Annotated in this window: 24 protein-coding genes; 8 read left to right on the top strand and 16 right to left on the bottom strand. The window is 67.1% G+C overall.

Features of this window, described 5'->3' with window-relative positions; all coding sequences use genetic code 11:
- Nucleotides 1-28: 28 nt before the first annotated feature.
- Together O0K41_RS06185 and O0K41_RS06180 are read left to right on the top strand one after the other, a co-directional pair.
- The gene (locus O0K41_RS06185) at nucleotides 29-1,171 is read left to right on the top strand and encodes a PilT/PilU family type 4a pilus ATPase (RefSeq protein ID WP_005408369.1); all 1,143 of its coding nucleotides are present in this window, start codon (nucleotides 29-31) and stop codon (nucleotides 1,169-1,171) included.
- Between the two features lie 208 nt (nucleotides 1,172-1,379).
- Complete coding sequence (locus tag O0K41_RS06180) at nucleotides 1,380-2,363, top strand: aldo/keto reductase (RefSeq protein ID WP_005408370.1); 984 nt, start codon at nucleotides 1,380-1,382, stop codon at nucleotides 2,361-2,363.
- Between the two features lie 47 nt (nucleotides 2,364-2,410).
- Here the strand turns inward: O0K41_RS06180 and O0K41_RS06175 are convergent, their stop codons facing one another.
- A complete protein-coding gene (locus O0K41_RS06175) occupies nucleotides 2,411-3,310 on the bottom strand; it encodes a LysR family transcriptional regulator (protein WP_049451062.1) in 900 nt (299 codons plus the stop codon).
- Between the two features lie 471 nt (nucleotides 3,311-3,781).
- Between O0K41_RS06175 and O0K41_RS06170 the strand changes: the two genes are divergently transcribed.
- Together O0K41_RS06170 and O0K41_RS06165 are read left to right on the top strand one after the other, a co-directional pair.
- A complete protein-coding gene (locus tag O0K41_RS06170; protein ID WP_014646220.1) occupies nucleotides 3,782-3,994 on the top strand; it encodes a DUF4287 domain-containing protein in 213 nt (70 codons plus the stop codon).
- A 110-nt stretch (nucleotides 3,995-4,104) separates the two neighbouring features.
- Complete coding sequence (locus O0K41_RS06165) at nucleotides 4,105-4,812, top strand: YitT family protein (protein ID WP_014036228.1); 708 nt, start codon at nucleotides 4,105-4,107, stop codon at nucleotides 4,810-4,812.
- Nucleotides 4,813-4,895: 83 nt separating this feature from the next.
- Here O0K41_RS06165 and O0K41_RS06160 read toward each other — a convergent pair whose 3' ends face one another.
- Entirely contained in the window at nucleotides 4,896-5,441 is a 546-nt protein-coding gene (locus O0K41_RS06160; protein ID WP_049451061.1) for a DNA-3-methyladenine glycosylase I, read from the bottom strand.
- Entirely contained in the window at nucleotides 5,438-7,225 is a 1,788-nt protein-coding gene (locus tag O0K41_RS06155; RefSeq protein ID WP_108270525.1) for a DUF4153 domain-containing protein, read from the bottom strand. The genes O0K41_RS06160 and O0K41_RS06155 overlap by 4 nt, the downstream gene beginning before the upstream one ends.
- A gap of 91 nt (nucleotides 7,226-7,316) precedes the next feature.
- Between O0K41_RS06155 and O0K41_RS06150 the strand changes: the two genes are divergently transcribed.
- The 4 genes from O0K41_RS06150 (at nucleotide 7,317) to O0K41_RS06135 (ending at nucleotide 9,926) form a co-directional block, all read left to right on the top strand.
- Nucleotides 7,317-7,883: a YqgE/AlgH family protein gene (locus O0K41_RS06150; protein ID WP_005408377.1), complete on the top strand. Its 567-nt coding sequence runs from the start codon at nucleotides 7,317-7,319 to the stop codon at nucleotides 7,881-7,883.
- Complete coding sequence (gene ruvX / locus O0K41_RS06145; protein ID WP_049451060.1) at nucleotides 7,876-8,370, top strand: Holliday junction resolvase RuvX; 495 nt, start codon at nucleotides 7,876-7,878, stop codon at nucleotides 8,368-8,370. Before O0K41_RS06150 ends, ruvX begins: the two co-directional genes overlap by 8 nt.
- A 15-nt stretch (nucleotides 8,371-8,385) precedes the next feature.
- Complete coding sequence (locus O0K41_RS06140; RefSeq protein ID WP_049451058.1) at nucleotides 8,386-9,336, top strand: aspartate carbamoyltransferase catalytic subunit; 951 nt, start codon at nucleotides 8,386-8,388, stop codon at nucleotides 9,334-9,336.
- Nucleotides 9,337-9,434: 98 nt separating this feature from the next.
- A complete protein-coding gene (locus tag O0K41_RS06135; protein WP_164223286.1) occupies nucleotides 9,435-9,926 on the top strand; it encodes a transposase in 492 nt (163 codons plus the stop codon).
- A 69-nt stretch (nucleotides 9,927-9,995) separates the two neighbouring features.
- On the opposite strand, the gene O0K41_RS06130 is transcribed toward O0K41_RS06135, so the two are convergent.
- The 13 genes from O0K41_RS06130 to lptA form a co-directional block, all read right to left on the bottom strand.
- Nucleotides 9,996-10,793 carry a prolyl oligopeptidase family serine peptidase gene (locus tag O0K41_RS06130; RefSeq protein ID WP_049451056.1) on the bottom strand — a complete coding sequence of 266 codons (798 nt, stop codon included), beginning with the start codon at nucleotides 10,791-10,793 and terminating at the stop codon, nucleotides 9,996-9,998.
- Between the two features lie 70 nt (nucleotides 10,794-10,863).
- The gene (locus O0K41_RS06125) at nucleotides 10,864-11,130 is read right to left on the bottom strand and encodes a hypothetical protein (protein ID WP_049451054.1); all 267 of its coding nucleotides are present in this window, start codon (nucleotides 11,128-11,130) and stop codon (nucleotides 10,864-10,866) included.
- Nucleotides 11,131-11,192: 62 nt separating this feature from the next.
- Nucleotides 11,193-12,554, bottom strand: coding sequence for a magnesium transporter (gene mgtE, locus O0K41_RS06120; protein ID WP_005408383.1), 1,362 nt, complete (start codon nucleotides 12,552-12,554; stop codon nucleotides 11,193-11,195).
- Between the two features lie 228 nt (nucleotides 12,555-12,782).
- Nucleotides 12,783-14,552 (bottom strand): phosphoenolpyruvate--protein phosphotransferase, encoded by a 1,770-nt coding sequence (ptsP, locus tag O0K41_RS06115; protein ID WP_005408384.1) that lies wholly within the window; start codon nucleotides 14,550-14,552, stop codon nucleotides 12,783-12,785.
- Nucleotides 14,553-14,554: 2 nt separating this feature from the next.
- Entirely contained in the window at nucleotides 14,555-14,824 is a 270-nt protein-coding gene (locus O0K41_RS06110) for an HPr family phosphocarrier protein (RefSeq protein ID WP_005408385.1), read from the bottom strand.
- Nucleotides 14,817-15,209 carry a hypothetical protein gene (locus O0K41_RS06105; protein ID WP_005408386.1) on the bottom strand — a complete coding sequence of 131 codons (393 nt, stop codon included), beginning with the start codon at nucleotides 15,207-15,209 and terminating at the stop codon, nucleotides 14,817-14,819. Before O0K41_RS06105 ends, O0K41_RS06110 begins: the two co-directional genes overlap by 8 nt.
- A gap of 499 nt (nucleotides 15,210-15,708) precedes the next feature.
- Nucleotides 15,709-16,593 (bottom strand): RNase adapter RapZ, encoded by an 885-nt coding sequence (gene rapZ, locus O0K41_RS06100; RefSeq protein ID WP_033835540.1) that lies wholly within the window; start codon nucleotides 16,591-16,593, stop codon nucleotides 15,709-15,711.
- 27 nt (nucleotides 16,594-16,620) lie between these two features.
- Nucleotides 16,621-17,571 carry an HPr(Ser) kinase/phosphatase gene (hprK, locus tag O0K41_RS06095; protein WP_005408388.1) on the bottom strand — a complete coding sequence of 317 codons (951 nt, stop codon included), beginning with the start codon at nucleotides 17,569-17,571 and terminating at the stop codon, nucleotides 16,621-16,623.
- Nucleotides 17,568-18,020 (bottom strand): PTS sugar transporter subunit IIA, encoded by a 453-nt coding sequence (locus tag O0K41_RS06090; protein ID WP_005408389.1) that lies wholly within the window; start codon nucleotides 18,018-18,020, stop codon nucleotides 17,568-17,570. The genes hprK and O0K41_RS06090 overlap by 4 nt, the downstream gene beginning before the upstream one ends.
- Nucleotides 18,021-18,041: 21 nt before the next feature.
- Nucleotides 18,042-18,359, bottom strand: a complete 318-nt coding sequence (gene raiA, locus O0K41_RS06085; protein ID WP_004147311.1) for a ribosome-associated translation inhibitor RaiA — start codon at nucleotides 18,357-18,359, stop codon at nucleotides 18,042-18,044.
- Between the two features lie 58 nt (nucleotides 18,360-18,417).
- Nucleotides 18,418-19,839, bottom strand: coding sequence for an RNA polymerase factor sigma-54 (locus O0K41_RS06080; protein WP_164223344.1), 1,422 nt, complete (start codon nucleotides 19,837-19,839; stop codon nucleotides 18,418-18,420).
- Between the two features lie 39 nt (nucleotides 19,840-19,878).
- Nucleotides 19,879-20,598, bottom strand: a complete 720-nt coding sequence (gene lptB, locus O0K41_RS06075) for an LPS export ABC transporter ATP-binding protein (protein WP_005408391.1) — start codon at nucleotides 20,596-20,598, stop codon at nucleotides 19,879-19,881.
- Complete coding sequence (lptA, locus tag O0K41_RS06070; RefSeq protein ID WP_005408392.1) at nucleotides 20,598-21,149, bottom strand: lipopolysaccharide transport periplasmic protein LptA; 552 nt, start codon at nucleotides 21,147-21,149, stop codon at nucleotides 20,598-20,600. Before lptA ends, lptB begins: the two co-directional genes overlap by 1 nt.
- Nucleotides 21,150-21,171: the final 22 nt, after the last annotated feature.

Raw genomic sequence — 21,171 nt, 5'->3', positions numbered from 1 at the left:
CTGGTAAACCGCTTTCCGGGAGCCTGCCGTGAACACCACCGCGACCACCATCGATTTCACTTCGTTCCTCAAGCTGATGGCGCACCAGCGCGCCTCGGACCTGTTCATCACTGCGGGTATGCCGCCGGCAATGAAGGTCAACGGCAAGATCTCGCCGATCACGCAGACCCCGCTCACGCCGCAGCAGAGCCGCGACCTGGTCCTCAACGTGATGACCCCGGCGCAGCGCGAGGAATTCGAGAAGACCCACGAATGCAACTTCGCCATCGGCCTGTCCGGTGTCGGCCGCTTCCGCGTCAGCTGCTTCTACCAGCGCAACCAGGTCGGCATGGTGCTGCGTCGCATCGAGACGCGCATCCCGACGGTGGAAGAACTGAGCTTGCCGCCGATTATCAAGACCCTGGCGATGACCAAGCGCGGCATCATCCTGTTCGTCGGTGCCACCGGTACCGGTAAATCGACCTCGCTGGCAGCGATGATCGGTTACCGCAACCAGAACTCGACCGGCCACATCATCACCATCGAAGATCCGATCGAGTTCGTGCACAAGCACGAGGGCTGCATCATCACCCAGCGCGAAGTCGGCATCGATACCGACAGCTGGGAAGCCGCGCTGAAGAACACCCTGCGCCAGGCGCCGGACGTGATCATGATCGGTGAGGTGCGTACCCGCGAAGGCATGGACCACGCCATCGCGTTCGCCGAAACCGGCCACCTGGTGCTGTGCACCCTGCATGCCAACAACGCCAACCAGGCGATGGACCGCATCGTCAATTTCTTCCCGGAAGACCGCCGCAACCAGCTGCTGATGGACCTGTCGCTGAATCTCAAGGGCGTGGTCGCGCAGCAGCTGGTGCCGTCGCCCGATGGCCGCTCGCGCAAGGTGGCGATGGAGATCCTGCTGGGCACGCCGCTGGTGCAGGACTACATCCGCGACGGCGAGATCCACAAGCTGAAGGAAGTGATGAAGGACTCGGTCCAGCTGGGCATGAAGACCTTCGACCAGAGCCTGTTCGAGCTGTACCAGGCCGGCGAGATCAGCTACGAGGACGCGCTGCGTTACGCCGATTCGCAGAACGAAGTGCGCCTGCGCATCAAGCTCAGCCAGGGCGGCGACGCACGCACGCTGTCACAGGGCCTGGATGGCGTGGAGATCTCCGAGATCCGCTGACCTGCAGATCTGTAGAGTCGACTGTCAGTCGACTCTCGCGCGCAGCGCGGGATTTTCCCGGCCGGTGAAAGAGCAGTCGACTAACAGTCGACTCTACCGGGCGCGTTGGCGATTGATGAATTCCAGTCATGACCAACTGCAACGCTGCCCATTCAATCGGCAGCCCCTGCAGGCGTATCGTCAGCGTTCCCCCCTCTGGAGCACGACGATGCAGACACGTGAACTCGGCCGCAGCGGCCTGAAGGTTTCCGCCTTGGGCCTGGGTTGCATGGGCCTGACCCATGCCTATGGCCAGCCGGTCGAGCGCAGCCAGGGCATCGCCCTGCTGCACGCTGCCGTTGAACGCGGCGTGACCTTCTTCGACACCGCCGAAGTGTACGGCCCGTACACCAATGAAGACCTGCTCGGCGAGGCCCTGGCGCCTTACCGCGACAAGCTGGTGATCGCCACCAAGTTCGGCTTCAGGGATGCGCGCACCGATACCGGCCTGGACAGCCGCCCCGAGAACATCCGCGCCGTGGCCGAAGCCAGTCTCAAGCGCCTGCGCACCGACCATATCGACCTGTTCTACCAGCACCGTGTCGACCCGAACGTGCCGATCGAGGACGTGGCTGGCACCGTGCGCGACCTGATCGCCGAGGGCAAGGTCGGCCACTTCGGCCTGTCCGAGGCCAGCGCCGCCACCGTGCGCCGTGCGCACGCGGTGCAGCCGGTGGCTGCCGTGCAGAGCGAGTATTCGCTGTGGTGGCGTGAACCGGAGCGCGAACTGCTGCCGGCCCTGCAGGAACTGGGCATCGGCTTCGTGCCGTTCAGTCCGCTCGGCCGTGGCTTCCTGACCGGCGCGATCAACGCCGACACCACCTTCGACGCCAACGATTTCCGCAACAGCGTGCCGCGCTTCGAAGTGGACGCCCGCCGCGCCAACCAGGCGCTGGTGGATCGCATCAGTACGATTGCTGCAGCACGCGGCGCGACCCCGGCGCAGGTGGCGCTGGCCTGGCTGCTGGCGCAGGCGTCGTGGATCGTGCCGATTCCGGGCACCACCAAGATCCACCGCCTGGAAGAGAACCTGGGCGCGGCTGACCTGCAGCTGGCGCCGGAGGAACTGCAGCGCATCGCGCAGGCGCTGGATGAAGTATCGATCGTCGGTGAGCGCTACAACGCCCAGCGTGCGGCCCAGGCCAAGGGCTGATCACCGGGTGCGGACCGAGGTGGGTGCGGACCGTTGGTCCGCACACCTCATCCAGCCATCGGCCCGCGCAGCGCATCCAGCACCGTGCGCATCGCCACCGTGACGTGGCGGCGCGACGGGTAGTACGCGTAGTAGCCATCGAAGTGCGGGCACCAGTCGTCCAGTACCGACTGCAGGCGGCCATCGTCCAGCATCGGCTGCACCTGGTCTTCCGGCAGCCAGGCCAGTCCGCTGCCGGCCAGCGCAGCGGCGCGGGTCATGCCCATGGTGTTGAAGGTCCACTGGCCGCTCACGCGCACGCTCAGTTCGTTGCCGTCCTGGCCGAAATCCCACGGCATCAGCCCGCCATGCGTGGGCAGGCGCAGGGTCACGCAGTTGTGGCCTGCCAGCTCGTCCGGATGGCGTGGGACCACGTGCTGGCGGAAGTAGCTGGGTGCACCGACCACGCGCATGCGCAGCGGCGGGCTGATCGGCACGGCGACCATGTCGCGCGCCAGGCGTTCGCCGAGGCGGATGCCGATGTCGTAGCGCTCAGCCACGATGTCGGCCAGCCCGTAGTCGGCGGTCAGTTCCACCTTGAGGTCCGGATACTGCTGCAGCAGCGGCGCCAGCCGTGGCCACGCGATGTACTCGGCGGCATGGCCGGTGGCATTGATGCGGATGGTGCCGGCCGGGCGTTCACGGTATTCGGCCAGCGCGGCCAGTCCGTCCTCGATCTCGGCCAGGCGCGGGCCCAGGGTGTCGAGCAGGCGGGCACCGGCTTCGGTGGTGGACACGCTCCGAGTGGTGCGGGTCAGCAGGCGCACGCCCAGGCGCTGTTCCAGGCCGCGCATGGCATGGCTGAGCGCGGACTGGGACACGCCCAGCTGGGCGGCGGCCTTGGTGAAGCTGCCCTCGCGGGCAACGTGCACGAAGGCCTGCAGGTCGTTGAGGTTTTCGCGGGGCATGACGGGATGATACGGCCGGGCTGCGCCCGGCACCTGCCGAATCAACGTCAACGGCAACGTCAAAAGCTGGCTTCCCGTGGGAGGCGGGGTGGCTCAGGTTGCGGGGGACGGCGCAAGTCCCCCTCCGGGGCCCGGCCCAGCCGCTGGCGGCTGTGCGTTCGGGCGCTTGCGAAGCAGTGCTTCGCAAGCAAAGCGCCCTCACCCATGAAGCTCGGTCGCGCTTGCTCGTGTGTGCTGTCCTGCGCACACGGCAAGACCGGGGTTGGTCGTCCTGCCCAACCCGCCCGAGGCATGCCTCGGGCCCATGCGGCTTACACCCCGCAACCTGAGCCGCCCCGCCTTCGACAATTTCCCGCTGCTGTTGGTGGGTGCCGACCGTTGGTCGGCACGGGATCCGGCCCCACGACGTGAGGGTGTGTCGATTTCAGGGGCTGTGGTTCGTCGAATGAATGACTTCAACGGGAGCTGCACATGAGCACTGACACCAAGCCGAAAGGCCCGGCCTCGTATTTCCCCTCCATCGAGAAGACCTACGGGCAGCCGGTGGCGCACTGGTTCGGGCTGCTGGCCGGGAAGAAGGGCCTGAAACACATGGAACTGGTCAGCTTCCTGAAAAGTGAGCATGGGCTGGGCCATGGCCATGCCAATGCGCTGGTGGCGCACCATCTGGCCGGCAAGGGCTGAGCAGCGGCGGGCCGGAGATCGGGCGGGGCGCATTCAGCTGAACGATTTCATCTGCAACTGTCATGCAGATCGTGTCTAATACCGATCCCCACCTGCTGTTCCCCACCCGTATGTCCCTTCCCTCCCATGGCCCCGCGCCGTGCGACGACGCTGACGGCCACCTGGTCACCGCCGGTCCGCTGACCCCGCCGCCCGACAGCGCCGGCACCACCGCCGACGAAAAAGCGCTGCGCCACTCGATCGCCGAGGACGTGCAGGGCATGGTGCTGGCCACGATGGTGGCCTCGCTGGGCCTGGCCATCTTCGCCAAGGGCGGGCTGATGATCGGCGGCATGGCGGGCATGGCGTTCCTGCTGCACTACGCGATGGGCTGGAACTTCGGCCTGGTGTTCGTGCTGGTCAACCTGCCGTTCTACTGGGTGGCGCTGCGGCGCATGGGTTGGGAATTCACCCTGAAGACCTTCGCTGCGGTCACCGCCTGTGGCGTGTTGACCGACCTGCTGCCGCGCTGGATCGACTTCTCGCACATCAACCCGCTGTATTCGGCGATCGTCGGCGGTGCGTTGTCCGGCCTGGGCATCCTGTTCTTCATCCGCCATCGTGCCAGTCTCGGCGGCATCGGCATCCTGGCGGTGTACCTGCAGCGCACCCGTGGCTGGAGCGCGGGCAAGGTGCAGATGTCCTACGACGCCTGCCTGATGGTGGCCGCGTTCTTCGTGTTGTCGCCGTCGAAGGTGCTGTACTCGGCCATCGGCGCGGTGGTGCTCAGCCTGGTGCTGATGTTCAACCACCGCCCCGGCCGCTACATGGGCGTGTGACCGTTCAACGGGGTTCCCGGCCAGCGGCCGGCACTACCGGAACCCACGCGTAGTAACGCCGGGCCATGCCCGGCGGATATCCATCAGCGGGCGGCGGCCTTCAGCCACGGCGGCGACAGCGTCAGCAGCCGCGCATGCACCGGGCAGTCCTCGGCATGCGCACCGGGGAGGTAGCCCAGGCTCATCAGGAACTCGCCGGTGATCTCGCCGCCGGTGAAGCGGAAGGTCTTCTTGAACAGCTTCACCCAGTCGGCCTTGCTGCGCGGGTGGTGCGCGTCCAGCCACGCCGCGAAGCTGCCATGGCTGGCCCGCAGCTGCTGGATCACCTGCGCGTTGTGGATGGCCGCCAGCACCTTCAGCCGGTTGCGGATGATGCCCGCGTCCGACAGCAGGCGCTCGATGTCCTGCTCGGCGTATGCAGCCACGCGGTCCACATCGAAGCCGTCATAGGCCGTGCGGAAGCCCTCGCGCTTCTTCAGGATCGTTTCCCAGCTCAGGCCGGCCTGATTGATTTCCAGCACCAGCCGCTCGAACAGTTCGCGCTCGTCACGCTGCGGGAAGCCGTACTCGTTGGCGTGGTAGTAGTCATGCACCGGATGGCCCGGGGCGATGAGGCAGTAGCCGCTCATGGGGAAGACTCGGTGGATTCGGGTTCGGGATCGATGGCCACTGCGGGGCGCCCATCGATGGACAGCATCGGCCAGCGTGGCGGTTCGAGCGTGAGTTTGCCATCACGCAGCGCCTGGTTGATCGCCTCGGCCTGGCCGCTGGCGGTGCCGAACAGCGAACCGGCCCGGCGCCAGTGGGCATCCCTGCCACGTGCGTACAGCACGCAGTCCGGCCCACGGTGGGTGTACAGCTCGCACAGCAGCACTTCGCCAGTGCCATCGCCGTCCAGGTCGCGATGCACGATCAGGCAGTCGCGCTCGCTCTGGGCGCAGGATTCGCCATCGATCGCGCGCGTGGCCAGTGCCTGCCACCAATCGTCCGGTGGCGAGCTGGATCCCTTGGCCAGCTTCAACGCGCGCTGCAGGGCGACGACGTCCTGCGGCCCCTTGTCGAGGCGGTGGCCGTCATCCCAGCGCGAGGTACGTGCCAGCGCGGCAGCGATCACCTGTGGCGCGTTGGCATCGGCGGTGATGGCTGGGTCACGCTGCAGCTCGCGCAGCGCCTGCACGCCGCGGTGGCCAAGATCGAAGCGCAGCACGTTGACGTCACTGCTGGTGATTGCAGGCGGGTCCGCACGCAGGCGCGCCAGCTGGCTGGACAGGGTCAGCCGTACCGGGTCCAGCAGCGGCGAGTTGCCCAGCAACGCCAGTGCCAGCACCGCCCAGCACATCCAGCGGTTGACCGGCTCCAGCATCTGCAACCAGCGCCCCTGCCGGCGCAGCACCGCCAGCGCGTAGCCCGCGGCATAGCCGGCCACGGCCACTGCGACGAGTACCGCCCAGAACCGGTCCACGGTCCAGCCGTACTGCACCACGCGCAGCCCCAGTGCGTACAGGGCCAGTGCGGCGTAGGCCGGCAGCGCCAGCAGGCTGGCTTCAACCAGCCGGCGCAGCAGCAGCGGGTAGGGGGCGCTGTCTTCCCCCTGCTGGTAGACCGCGTTGGTGAACGTCACCAGCAGCAGCGACAGCACCAGCAGCAGGCCGGCGGCCGAGCGGGTCTTCCACAACGGTTCCAGCCCGGTAAGCGGCAGGCTCAGCACGAACAATACGGCGATGAACGAGAGCAGCGGCAACAGCCCACGGCAGATCGCGAACAGCACCTGACGGGTGATCTGGATGGCGCGGTGCTGGGTGCGCCCGATCAGTACGCCGAACCCGGCCAGGCTGCCGGTGGCCAGTGCGATGAACGCGTCCTGCCGGAACAGGTCGCGGAAGACGGTCACGTCGAGCAGCTGGAACAGCGCCGACCACAGCCACAACAGCAGCCAGGTCAGCCCGGTGAACAGTGCCGCCAGGGCCAGGGTCAGACCATTCTGCCAGGTGCGCTCGAACAGCTCGGGATAACTGGCACGCCAGTGCCCGTGCTGCAGCTGGAACTGCCACCAGGGCAGGACCACGAACACCGCAACGGCAATGCCCAGGGTCAACGGAAGCTGCAACGCGCCCGATTCCAGTGCGGTCTCGCCATTGAGGTTCCAGCCGATCCAGGCGGCCAGCGCCAGCACCACCGTCGAGCCGAGCACGGCCTGCAGCCACAGGCGGCGCTGGCCCAGCTCCACCAGGCTCAGCGCCACCGCGCTGGGAATGGCCAGCACCCAGGCGTACCAGCAGTAGCGCCAGCCGATATCGCGGAACGGCCACGCGTCGGACAGTTCCTGCGCGGCATACAGCATCAGGCCCTGCAGCAGGGCAAGCAGGACGATGGCGCTGCGTGCCGGCAGGGTCAGGGGCGTTGAAGACTGCATCGATGACCTTGCATGGCAAAGCACCATCCTAGCCCATCGCTGTTCGACGCCATCGCGCGACCATCCCGCCCCCAGCAGGTAGAATAGGACCATGCCTGTAACGCCGACCTCCCTTGCCGATCACCTGCTCGTCGCGCTGCCGTCGCTGCTCGACGCGACCTTCGCCCGCAGCGTCGCGCTGATCTGCCAGCACGACGAGAACGGGGCGATGGGCGTGCTGGTCAACCAGCCTTCCGAGTACACGCTGGGTGAAGTGCTTGCACAGATGGACATCACCACCGGTGATGGCGACCTGCAGGCGCGCATGGTGCTCAACGGCGGCCCGGTGCATCCCGAGCGCGGCTTCGTCATCCATGACGACGCGCGGGCGTGGGATTCCAGCCTGACCGTGGGCGACGGCCTGTACCTGACCACCTCGCGCGACATCCTCGAAGCGATGGCGCGCGGCGAAGGCCCGGCCAATGCCGTGGTCACCCTCGGCTGTGCCGGTTGGGGCGCAGGGCAGCTGGAAAGCGAGCTGTCCGAGAACAGCTGGCTGACCGTGCCGGCCGATGCCGAGCTGGTGTTCCAGCTGCCGCTGGAGCAGCGCTGGCAGGGTGCGGCCTCGCGCATCGGCGTGGACCTGTTCCGGCTGACCGACTACAGCGGCCATGTCTGAGCCCATCACGCCCGCGCCGGATTCTGCTGCCCGGGCGATCCGCCGTGATGGCACCGTTCTGGGTTTCGATGTCGGCTCGCGACGGATCGGCGTGGCCATCGGCAGTGCCTTCGCCGCGCATGCGCGCGCGGTGGCCGTGGTCGATGTGCACGGCAACGGCCCGGACTGGACCGCGATCGAACGCCTGCTCAAGGAATGGAAGCCCGACGGCCTGGTGGTCGGCGACCCGCTGACCCTGGACGGCCAGGACCAGCCCAACCGCAAGCGCGCGCAGGGCTTCGCCCGCCAGCTGCGGGAGCGCTTCAAGCTGCCGGTGGTGATGATCGACGAGCGTTCCAGCTCAGTCGAGGCCGCACGCCGCTTCGCCGTCGAGCGCGCCGAAGGGCGCAAGCGCCGCCGTGATGCGGCTGCCCTCGATGCCGTCGCCGCAGCGGTGATCATCGACCGCTGGCTGTCGTCCCCCGACGACGCCACCCCCATTCCCTGACTGCCCGACACCGCCATGACCGCCCAGCAAATCGATGCCTCCGGACGCCTGCGCCACCTGCTGACCCTGGAGGGCCTGCCGCGCGAAACGCTGCTGCAGCTGCTCGACCGCGCAGGGCAGATCCGCGATGCCGCAGTCGGCCGCGTCGGCAACAAGCGCCACGTGCTGGCCGGTTCGGCGGTGTGCACGCTGTTCTTCGAACCGTCCACGCGCACCCGCAGTTCGTTCCAGCTGGCCGCGCAGCGGCTGGGGGCGGACGTGCTGAATTTCGACGCCTCGACCTCCTCTACCCGCAAGGGTGAGACCGCCTGCGACACGCTGCGCAACCTGGAAGCGATGGGCGTGCGCGGCTTCGTGGTGCGCCACCCCGATGACGGCGCCGTGGCCGCACTGGCCGATGCGGCAGGCGAGGGCACCGCGCTGATCAATGCCGGTGACGGCCGCAGTTCGCACCCGACCCAGGGCCTGCTGGACATGCTGACCCTGCGCCAGGCCAAGGGCCCGGATTTCTCGAAGCTGAAAGTCGTGATCGTCGGCGACGTGAAGCACTCGCGCGTGGCCCGTACCGACCTGCATGCGCTGCGCACGCTGGGCGTGGGCGAGATCCGCGTGTGTGGCCCGCAGTCGCTGCTGCCGGACGACGAGACCCTGAAGGGCTGCGTGGTCGGCGATGATTTCGACGCGATGCTGGAAGGCGTCGATGCGCTGATGATGCTGCGCCTGCAGCGCGAGCGCATGGAAGAAGGCCTGGTGCCGTCGCTGGAGCAGTACCACGCGCAGTACGGCCTGACCAACGAACGCCTGGCGCGCGCGGGCAAGGATGCCGCGGTGCTGCACCCGGGCCCGATCAACCGCGGCGTGGAAGTGACCGACGAGGTGGCCGACGGCTCGCAGTCGTGGGTGCTGCGCCAGGTCGCCAACGGCGTCGCGGTGCGCATGGCCGTGCTGGAAACCCTGCTGGGCTGATCGCTCTGGTGGGTACCAACCTTGGTTGGCACTGGCCTACTCGGGCGAAGGTGATTTCCCTATGTTCAGGGAACATGCGCCCCCCCATGCTCTTCTGCATGAACAGCACCCGCCTCCTGCTAGGCCGTCATTCCAGTATCGGCCAGAGCTACATCCTCACGACGAACGTGCATGGCCGGGCGGCACTGTTCGCCAATGACACCGTTGCGGTTACCGCCATGCAGGAGTTCCAGCGTCTGGATCTGGAAGGTCTGACCCATTCGATCGCCTACGTGGTCATGCCGGATCACGTCCACTGGTTGATGCAACTGCGCGCGGCATCGCTCGATGTTGTCATGAAGCGCTTCAAGTCGCGTACGGCCGTGCACGCAAACCGGGTACTGGGCAGGGTGGGGCGCTTCTGGCAGTCCTGTTACCACGATCACGCGATCCGCTCTGATGAATCGCTGTTCCGGCACGCAATGTATGTGATGGCGAATCCGATCAGGGCAGGGCTGGCAACGCAGCTTGGCGAGTACCCGCATGCGTGGTGTGAGTGGGAACTCGAAGGTTCCTGTGACAAGGTGGAGTTCATGGGGGCGGATAGATAGTGCCAACCAAGGTTGGCACCCACCGAAAGCAGGCTCCAACCTTGGTGGTCAACTACCAGAAGCTGCGGTTCAGCGCTTCTGCGCGAACAGCCATTCCCACATTGCCGGGTCGGCGTAGGTGGCGTCCCAGGCATTGTGGTTGCCTTCCGGGTATTCGGTGTAGCGCACGTCGCGTGCGGCGGCGCGCTGGAATGCGGCATGCAGTCTGCGGTCGTCGTCCGGCGGCACCACGTCATCCAGTGCGCCGTGGAAGATCCAGATCGGCGTGTGCTGCAGGCGCTGGGCAATCACCGCGTACGGGTCCGCTTCGTGCGCGACCTGCTCGACGAACAGGGTCGGGCGTACCGCACGCGGGGCGAGCACCGCGCCGCACACGGGGACGATCGCGGCAAAGCGGCGTGGGTCATCCAATGCGATGTTCCAGCTGCCATAGCCGCCCATCGACATGCCGGTCAGGTATTGCCGCGCCGGGTCGGCGCCGAATTCGGCGATCGTCGCGTCCAGCGCGGCCACTGCCGTACGGTTGTTGCGGCCGCTCCATTCCTCGTGGCCCGGCACCTGTGGGAACACCACCAGGGCGGGGAAATCGGGATGCGCGCGCAGGTAAGGCCCCAGCCCGGCGTGGGTCTGCTTGACGCCATCGGCGCCACGCTCGCCCGAGCCGTGCAGGAACAGGACGACCGGAAGGTGGGTGGGAGCGGCGGCCTGCACGCTAGCCGGAATGAACACCTGGTAGTAAGCCGTTTGCCCGTCCACCTTCACCGCGCGTGCTTCGAAGCGGCCACGCGCGCTGTCCGGCAGCGAAGTGCAACCGCTCATCATCAGAAGGGCCAGCAGTGGCAGCCAGCGCGACAGCAAACGGACCATGGGATTTTCCGAAGCGGCGAGATCGCCTGCATCGTAGTCCGCCGACGTCGGCACGGCATCGTGCGCCGCGTCACTGCGGGCGCGGGAAGCTGGCGATGATCTCCAACTGCTCCTGTGCCTCGGCATTGCCTTCGGCGGCGGCGGCCTGCACCTGCGCAATGTCCGGGTGCAGGACCACCAGCAGTGGGTTCTCGCAGACCGGGCAGGCGTACTCGGTGGCGTCCTCGTCAAGTTCCATTTCCATGGCACGCGAGCTGCCCTTCCATTCACAGGCCGGGCAGGTGTGCTGCTGGTCGCGCCAGCCGGGCTGGAAGTAGTTTTCGATTGTCGTTGCCATGGGGGGATCCAGTTGGGATCGGGTCAGAGCGCCGCGCAGCGGGGATCCGACCCTCGAGACGGTCAGTGCAGCAGCACCAGGGTGGCCAGGCCGAGGAAGGTGAAGAAGCCCATCGAATCGGTCACGGCGGTCAGGAAGATGCCGCTGGCCAGCGCCGGGTCGAAGCCGAAGCGTTTCAGCGTCAACGGCACCAGCACGCCGGCCAACGCAGCAAACAACAGGTTGCAGGTCAACGCGATGGCGATCACTGCCGACAACCCGGGCGAGTGGAACCAGGCGAGCACGATCAGGCCCAGCACCGAACCCAGCATCACGCCGTTCAACAGCGCGACCCGTACTTCCTTCCACAGCAGGGTGCGGGCGTTGGAGGCGCCCACCTGGCCCAGCGCCAGGCCGCGCACCATCAGTGCCAGCACCTGGGTACCGGCGTTGCCGCCGAGGCCGGCGACGATCGGCATCAGCACCGCCAGCGCCACCAGTTTGTCGATGGTGCCTTCGAAGTGGCCGACCACGCTGGAGGCCAGGAAGGCCGTGCACAGGTTCACCGACAGCCACATCAGGCGGCGGCGCATCGCGCGCCAGACCGGGCTGAACAGATCTTCGTCCTCGTCCAGACCGGCGGCGCCCAGCGCCTGGTGCTCGGCCTGGCCGCGGATGATGTCGACCACGTCATCGATGGTGATGCGACCAATCAGGATGTTGTTGTCATCCACCACTGGCGCGGAGATCCAGTCATGGTCGGAGAACTGGCGGGCGACTTCCTGGTCGCTCTCGCCGACGTCGATGGCTGGCTGCTCGTCGTCGATCAGGCGATTGATCGGGGTGGTGTCCTCGTGGGTCACCAGTGCCGCCAGCGACACGCGGCCGAGGTACTGATGGCGGCGGCTGACCACGAACAGGTGGTCGGTGTGGTCGGGCAGTTCACCGCGCAGGCGCAGGTAGCGCAGCACGACGTCGACATTGACGTCGGCGCGCACGGTCACCACGTCCGGATTCATCAGGCGACCGGCGCTGTCCTCGGGATAGGACAGGACCTGTTCCAGGCGCTCGCGGTTCTCGCGGTCCATCGACTTGAGGACTTCGTCGATGACCGTGTCCGGCAGGTCTTCGACCAGGTCGGCCAGATCGTCGATGTCCAGGTCTTCGACCGCGGCGATGATCTCGTCCGGGTCCATGTCCGCGAGCAGGCTTTCGCGCACGTCGTCGCCGACGTGGACCAGCACCTCGCCGTCGTCTTCCGGATCAACCAGTCCCCACACCACCTCGCGCTTGCCCGGCGGCAACGATTCGAGCAGGTTGCCGATCTCGGCCGGGGCCAGGGTGTTGACCAGGCGACGCACCGGGCCCAGCCGGCCGCTGTCCAGTGCATCGGACAGCATCCGCAGTTGGCGCGCAGTCTTGTCGTGGCGTACAGCTTCAGCCATCGCAGCTCCCGCGGGGATAAGAAAAGCCGCGATCCTGGCAAGGATGCGGCAACAGGGGTGTTCAGCGCGTCATTATCGCAAGGCGATGTTTCAACGCATAGCCGCCGGGTGGCGGGAGTGCCGGCCGCTGGCCGGCAACGTATTGGCCTTCAACGAGACGGGGTCAGATCCCTTTTCCCGCGGAAAAGGATCTGACCCCAGGCGTGCATGCCCGGCGAGCGGGGGGTATCAGGCCGTTTCGGCCACCAGCGCCAGCCAGCGCTCGATCGCGCGGCGGTCGCGCGCGGCCAGCAGCTTCGGTGCGCGCGCGCGCAGCATGGCCAGGTCGGCCTCGCGGACCGCGCGGCGTACTTCCAGCAGCGTGCCCGGGTGCAGGCTGAACTCGGTCAGGCCCAGTGCCAGCAGCAGTGGGGTCATCCGCGCATCGCCGGCCATCTCGCCACAGACCGCCACCGGGATGCGGTGGCGCGCGCCGGTCTCGATCACCATCTGCAGCAGCCGCAGCACCGCCGGGTGCAACGGCGAATACAGCTCGCCCAGTGCTTCATTGTTGCGGTCGGCCGCCAGCAGGTACTGCACCAGGTCGTTGGTGCCGATCGACAGGAAATCGACCAGGTCGATGAAGCTTTCCAGCGCCAGCGCCGCAGCAGGGACTTCGATCATCGCGCCCAGTGGCACGTGGTCGGACACCATGTGGCCTTCGCCGCGCAGCTGTTCGGTCAGCTTGAGCATGCGGCGGCGCACTGCCAGCAGTTCCTCCCGGGTGCTGACCATCGGCACCAGCACCCGCAGCTTGCCGTAGGCCGAGGCGCGCAGGATCGCGCGCAGCTGGGTGTCGGCTACCTTCGGCCGTGCCAGCGACAGGCGTACGCCGCGAAGGCCGAGCGCCGGGTTTTCTTCGTTGCTCAGGGTCAGGCCGGTGCGGTCGGCCTTGTCCGCGCCCAGATCGAGCGTGCGGATGGTCACCGGTCGCCCGCTCATGCCCAGTGCCGCATCGCGGTAGGTCTGGAACTGTTCTTCTTCATCCGGCAGCTCGTTGCGCTGCAGGAACAGGAATTCGGTGCGGTACAGGCCCAGGCCGTGGGCGCCCAGCGCATGCGCCTGGGTCACGTCCTCCAGCGACTCGGCATTGGCCAGCAGGGCAATGTCGACCTGGTCGCGGGTGCGGCTGGGCTTGCTGCGCAGGCGGCCGAGCTCGCGCTGTTCGCGCGCGTGTTCCTTCAGTCGTGCGCGGTAGTCGCGCAGATTGTCGGCCTGTGGATTGGCGGTGATGCTGCCGTCGGCGCCGTCGATGATCAGCACGTCGCCATCGGCGATGCGGCTGAGCAGCTGCGGCACGTTGACGATCAAGGGCAGGTGCAGGCTGCGCGCAAGGATCGCGCTGTGCGAGAGCGCGCTGCCGGCGGCGGTGACGATGCCGACCACGCCTTGCGCCTGCAGCTGTGCCAGTTCGGAGGGCGCGATGTTGTCGCAGACCAGGATCTCGCCGGCCAGGCCTTTCACCGCTGGCGGGCGTTCGGGCTGCAGGAAGGCATGGATGCGGCCGATCACATGGTCGAGGTCGTCCATGCGGCTCTTCAGGTAAGCATCGTCCATGCCGTCGAAGACCTTGGCCAGGCGGTCGCGCTGCAGGCGCAACGCATAGCCGGCGCTGTACGGTCCGCTGCGGATCAGTTCGTCCAGCCCATACAGCAGCTCGGGATCGTCCAGCAGCAGCGCATGCAGGTCGAGGAACTCACCCACTTCCTGGTTCAGCGCTCCATGCAGGCGCTGGCGCAGCTCGTGCATCTCCGAGCGCGCGGCGTCCACCGCGCGATGCAGGCACGCCAGCTCGGCCTCGACCTGGTGGGCGGCAACGCGCTGCTCGGCCACTTCCAGTGCATGCGGCAGGCGCACGCGGGCGCGGCCCATTGCCGTGCCGCGGGCGGCACCATGCCCGGCCAGCAGCAGTACCGGCCGCTGGCCGGAAGGGGGTTGGCCGGCGCGTGCGCGTGGCACGCTCAGCTGTCCTCGTCGAAACGGCGTTCGAACAGGCCGACCACCGCCTCCATCGCGGCGGCTTCGTCCTCGCCGTTGATCCGCACGGTGACGGGGGTGCCCTGGCCGGCGGCCAGCAGCATCACGCCCATGATGCTCTTGGCGTTGATCTCACGGCCTTTGGCGGCCATGGTCACGTTGCAGCGGAACGGCGCCAGGGTCTGCACCAGCTTGGCGGTGGCCCGGGCATGCAGGCCCAGGCGGTTGCTCACGGTGAGTTCTCGTTCAAGCATCGTCGACTATCGCTCCATTACGGGTACCCGCCGCGGCTGTGGCGGGCAGTTGATCCAGTCCCTGTTCCGGATAATTCATCACCCGCAGCAACATCGGCAGGCTCAGCGCCGACACCCGGCGAACCGGGGTCCCCAGCCGGGCCAGCTGCCCGGCAAGGTTGGCAGGGCTGGCGCCGTACAGGTCGGTCAGGATCAGCACACCATCACCCCCGTCAACCCGCCGCAGGGCGGCCGAGGCGAGCGGGAGCAGGGCGTCCAGGTCTGCGTCGAACGGTACTTCGAAAGCTTCGGTTTTCAGCGGCAACTGCCGCAGGAGCCGGGTCGCCACGTCAAGCAGGGCGGTCCCGACCCCAGGATGTGTTACGAGGAGAATGCCACAGGTCATTACTGCACGTTAACAGGTCAAGGTGAATTGGCGATAGCAGCAGATGAGGGGTACTGTGTCCCGTATTCAGTGTTGCTCGCGTGGGAGCCCTTTTCCGTTGGAGAAGAGATTCGACCCCATCCGTTTTTCGATGCCTGGCAGAGATTCATCCACGCATGGCGTGGATCGTGTCGACCAAGGTCGACACCCACCAACAGCACACGGAATCTGTCAGAGGCGGGGCGGTGTGGGCATGCAGGACCGTTGGCGCCATGGATGGCGCCATCGAGCCCCCAGGGGTGAGGGCGCTTTGCTTGCGAAGCACTGCTTCGCAAGCGCCCGAACGCCCAGCCGCCAGCGGCTGGGCCGGACCGCGGAGCGGGGTTCACGGCGTGTCTTGCAGACCCACACCGCCCCGCCATCCCACGGAATGCCGCTTCTGCTGTTGCTGTTGCTGTTGCTGTTGCCGGCCAGCGGCCGGCACTATCGGCGGGTGCCGGGCGCAGCCCGGCCGACCCCCTCAATCCTGTTCGCGGTGGTACGTCGCCACGTCTTCCCAGCCCATCTCGCGGGCATGCCGGGCCAGGCGCTCGGCCAGGAACACTGACCGGTGCTTGCCGCCGGTGCAGCCGAACGCCACGGTCACATAGCTGCGGGTGCCATCACCCAGCTTCGGTAGCCAGGTATCTAGGAAGTCCATCAGCTGGGCCAGGTAGCGCTGCACGTCCGGCTGCGCTTCCAGGTAGTCGCGTACACCCGGTTCGCGACCGCTGAGCGCGCGCAGGTCCGGGTCCCAGTGCGGATTGGGCAGCACCCGCGCATCGAACACGAAGTCCGCCTCGGCCGGCACGCCGCGCTTGTAGGCGAACGATTCGAACAGCAGCGACAGGCCGGTGGCATGGTCCATCGTGAACTCGGTGATGATCCGCCGCCGCAGCTGATGCACGTTGAGGCTGCTGGTGTCGATCACCGCATCGGCCTCGCGGCGCAGCGGTGCGGTCAACTCACGTTCGCGGGCGATGGCTTCGGGCAGCGACAGGCCCAGCTGGCTCAGCGGATGGCGGCGGCGGGTGTCGGCGTAGCGCTTGAGCAGCGTCTCGTCGCTGGCCTCGAAGAACAGCACCTTCACGTCCACGCCGGCGTCGGCCGCCAGCTGCCGCCAGTCGCCCAGCTGGCTCAGGTCGGCCTGGCCGCGAACGTCGATGCCTACGGCCAGACGCCGTGGTGCGCTGCCGTCGTGGTTGGTCAGCAGGCTGCGCACGAAGTCGGGCAGCAGATTGATCGGCAGGTTGTCCGAGCAGTAGTAGTCCTGGTCCTCGAAGGTCTTCAGGGCGACGGATTTACCCGAGCCGGACAGGCCGCTGACGATGATCAGGGTCGGGGCGGAGGGGGTGACGGTGCTCATGGACAGGCTCTTCGAAGGGCAGGGAAATCAGGGTGTTCGCCGTTCCAGCAGGTTGCTGTGGCGGGCGATGAACATGGCTGCCGGGTCGATGCCCTTGGTGCGCAGGATGTGCAGGCGGGTGGCCGCCTCGGTCAGCACGGCCAGGTTGCGGCCGGGCATCACCGGCAGGGTGATCAGCGGTACGTCCAGGTCCAGCACATGGCGGGTGCCCGAATCGCCGGTCAGGCGCTCGTAGCCATGCGGGGTGGGTTCGGTCATCGGCTTGGTCAGGTGGACGATCAGCCGAAGGTACTTGTTCTTCTTTACAGCCGTGTCGCCGAACATCTCGCGCACGTTCAACACGCCCAGGCCGCGCACTTCCAGCAGGTCCTGAAGCAGCTCCGGGCAGGTGCCATCGAGTACATCGGGCGCGATCTGGGTGAATTCGGGGGCATCGTCGGCCACCAGGCGATGGCCACGGCTGAGCAGTTCCAGCGCCAGTTCGCTCTTGCCGGATCCCGCTTCGCCGGTGATCAGCACGCCGATGGAATAGATCTCCATGAACACGCCATGCAGGATCACCCGCGGCGCCAGCGTCCGCGCCAGGTGGTAGGACAGGTGGTTGAGCAGTTCGTGGCCGCGCTTGGGCGACAGCCACAGTGGCGTGCCGGATTCGTCCGCGGCAGCGCGCAGGTCTTCCGGGCAGGCCTGGTTGCGGGTCAGCACCAGCGCCAGCGGGTGCGACTGCATGATCTTTTCGATGGTCTCCCAACGCTGGCGCGGTTCCAGCGCATCCAGCCAGGACAGTTCCTCGGTGCCCAGGATCTGCACCTTGTTGGGATAGATGGCATTGAGGTAGCCGGCCAGCGAGGGGCGCCGCGAGACCGTGTTGCCGGCCTCCAGCTCGCGCTTCTCGCCGGACTTGCCGGCAGCCCAGCGCAGTCCCAGCCGCTCGCGCTGCTGTTCGAACAGTTCACGGGCGGTGATGCTGGTATTCATGCGGCACTCGCAGGTGGGGTCATGTCCAGCGCCTCGCGCAGCGCCCGGGCATCGCCCGCCTCGCGTAGGGCCTGGCGGATGTCCGGCGCCGAGAACAGCTCGGCCAGCTCGGACAGCAGCATCAGGTGCTGGTGGGTGTAGTGGGCGGGGACGGCCATCGCGAACACCAGGTCCACCGGCTCCTCGCCACCGAAATCGACCGGGGTGGCCAACCGCAGCAGGGCGCCGCGGGGGCGGTCCAGGGTTGGCGCGCGGCCGTGGGGAATGGCGATGCCGTGGCCGATGGCGGTGCTGCCCAGCGCTTCGCGCTGGCACAGGTTCAGATAGATCTGTTCGGCGTTGGCCTGGCGGCAGGCCAGCAACCCGGCGGCGGCCTGCAGGACGCTGTCACGGTCGGTGGCCGTGCAGAGCTGGGTCTGCACGGCCGCCAGGAGGTCAGTCAGGGGCATGTCTGCGGGGAACGGTGGCGATCAGCCACCATTGTCGCCCACCGGCAGCGGTGCGTGCTGCTGTTTTTTCTCCTTGTGCTTGATCACCAGACGGTCAAGCTTGTCCGCAAGCAGGTCGATCGCGGCATACATGGTCTGGGCATTGGCCTCGGCGTGCAGGGTCTGGCCGGGAATGTTGAGGCTGGCGTCGACGTGGTGTTCGGTCTTCTGCAGCTTGAGGGTCACCCGCGCTTCGCAGTGCTGGTCGAAGTGCTTTCCGATCCGGGCCAGCTTCTCCTCAACATAGGACTGCAGGGCCGGGGTGACTTCGACATCTTTGCCAAACGTTTCGATGCGCATCGGGTTTCTCCTGTGTTCGGATGTGCCAATGAACCTCTCCGCCGGGCGCGGCGGCGCGTCAAGCGATTCTGACCCTTTCGTGCGAGGCGGAAATGTTCATGGCTTCACGATACTTCGCCACGGTGCGTCGCGCTACTGGAATTCCCGACGATTTGAGCAGGTCAGCCAGCTTGGCGTCAGAAAGCGGCTTGCGCGGGTTCTCCTCGTCGATCAGGCGCCGGATCATCGCCTGGATGGCGGTGCTGGACGCCTCGCCACCGCTCTCGGTATCGATGCCCGAGGCGAAGAAGGCGCGCAGCGGCAGGGTGCCTCGCGGGGTACGCACGTGCTTGCGGGCGATCGCGCGCGAGACCGTGGATTCGTGCAGGCCGAGCTCGGCGGCGATCTCGCGCAGGGTCAGTGGACGCAGCGCCTGCTCGCCGAATTCGAGGAAGCCGGCCTGCTGCAGGATCAGGCTGCGCACGACGCGCAGCAGGGTTTCACCACGCTGCTGCAGCCCTTTCAGCAGCCAGCGCGCTTCCTGCAGCTGGGCACGCAGGTAGCCGGCATCGGCGTCGCCACAACGTCGGATCAGCTGTTCGTAGCCGCGGTGGATCACCACCTTCGGCCCGGCATGCGCGGCCAGCGCTGCGCGCCATACGCCGTTCTGCCGCCACACCACCACATCCGGCACCACATAGGTGTCCTGCGACAGCGGCGCGATCTGCGTGCCCGGGCGCGGGTCCAGCGAACGCAGCAGCGCCACGGCAGTCTCGACCTCGTCCAGCGGCAGCTTCAACTCATGGGCGAGCCCGGTGACGCCGCTGCGAGGCAAACGTTCCAGGGGTCCTGCGGCAGTCTGTCGCGCCAGGAGCAGGCCGGGCGTGTCGCCGGCCAGCACATCCAGCTGCAGCAGCAGGCATTCGCCCAGCGTGCGTGCAGCCACACCCACCGGATCGAAGCGCTGGATGCGGTGCAGCACGGCGAGGATCTCGTCCTCGTCGGCGTGGATCGCCGGCAACAGGGTTTCAGCGATGGTGGCCAGCGGCTCGCGCAGGTAACCATCGTCGTCCAGTGCATCGATCAGCGCGGCACCGATGCTGCGATCACGCGAGGACAGATGCGACAGATGCAGCTGCCACAGCAGATGGTCGGCCAGTGTTTCGGTTTCGGCTACGCGCTCGGCGGCGCTGCCGTTGTCGTCGTCATCATCGAAGCTGCCACCGCTGCCGGTCGTCGTCCAGTCCAGTTCGGTCGGCGCCCAGTCGTCGCCCTCATCGCTGCGCTCTGCAGGCGCTTCGTTGTCGTTGCCATCGCTGCCTTCATTGGCGGCGCTGCTGTCGTTGCTGTCGGCCCAGTCCAGCAGCGGGTTGCTTTCCACTGCCTGCGCGATCTCCAGCTCCAGCTCGGTGGCCGACATCTGCAGCAGCTTGATCGCCTGCTGCAACTGGGGCGTGAGCACCAGTTGCTGTCCCAACGATGTCTGCAGCCGAGTCTTCATGCCTGTGCCGAAAGGAAGGAAAGGGACCCGGCGACTGCTTCACAGCTTGAAGGAATCCCCGAGGTAGACGCGACGTACATCGGCGTTGTCCAGGATCGCCTCCGGCGAACCCTGGGCCAGCACGCTGCCCTCGGCGAGGATATACGCGCGGTCGCAGATACCCAAGGTCTCGCGCACGTTGTGGTCGGTGATCAGCACGCCGATGCCACGCTGCTTGAGGTGGGTGACGATGCGCTGGATCTCGCCGACCGAAATCGGGTCGACACCGGCGAACGGTTCGTCGAGCAGGATCAGGCGCGGTTGTGCGGCCAGTGCGCGGGCGATCTCGCAGCGGCGGCGTTCGCCACCGGACAGGCTGGCGCCGAGCTGGTCGGCGACATGGCCCAGCTGCAGTTCGTCGAGCAGGCCGTTCAATTCGCGCTCGCGGCCGGCCGAGTCCAGGTCCTCGCGCAGTTCCAGCACCAGGCGGATGTTGTCGGCCACGGTAAGCTTGCGGAACACCGACGGTTCCTGCGGCAGGTAGCCCACCCCCTGCTTGGCGCGGGTGTACATCGGGTCGCCGGTGATGTCCTTGCCGTCGAGCACGATGCTGCCGGCATCGGCGGCCACCAGACCGACGATCATGTAGAAACAGGTGGTCTTGCCGGCACCGTTGGGGCCGAGCAGGCCGACCACTTCACCCGCATCGAGGGTCAGCCCGAAGTCCTTGACCACTTCGCGCTGCTTGTACTTTTTGCGCAGGCCCTTGGCGACGAGCATTACTTCCTGCTCCCGGCCGGCTGTGCCGGCGTGGTGGCCTTGGGCTGTGCCGCAGGCGCGGCCGGGGTCTTGTTCTTCGGCGGGATGACGGTACGCACGCGGCTGCCGTCACCACCGGAGTTCATCTCGCCGGTGCGGGTGTTGTAGACCATGCGCTGGCCGGCATTGGTGCCGCGCGCGCTGGTGACCTTGTAGTTGCCGGTCAGGGTGATGATCTCGGTCTTGATGTCGTAGTCGATGCGATCAGCCAGCGCATCCATCCAGGTGCCGTCATCAAGCTGCTGCTTCATCTTGGCCTGCTTGCCGGTGAACACCACGCGCACGGCCTCGCCGTCCTTGAGGTAGATCTCGGCCTCGGACGAACGCAGGTCCAGCGTGCCCTGGGTGATGATCACGCCCTGCGACAGCACGGTCTTGCCGTCGCCGGTGAGCATGCCGGACTGGGCGCCGGAATCGATGTGCATGTCTTCGTTGCGGTCGGTGGACTTGGCGAAGGCGGCGCTGGGGACAAGAAGACCGAGCGCGAGTACGGCGGCAAAGGGAATCTTCATCGGGGTCCGTTCTACCGGTGGG

Source organism: Stenotrophomonas sp. Sm2128, assembly GCF_030985535.1.
GTDB classification, from domain to species: Bacteria; Pseudomonadota; Gammaproteobacteria; order Xanthomonadales; family Xanthomonadaceae; genus Stenotrophomonas; species Stenotrophomonas maltophilia.
This window is presented reverse-complemented; position numbering and strand designations above follow the sequence as displayed.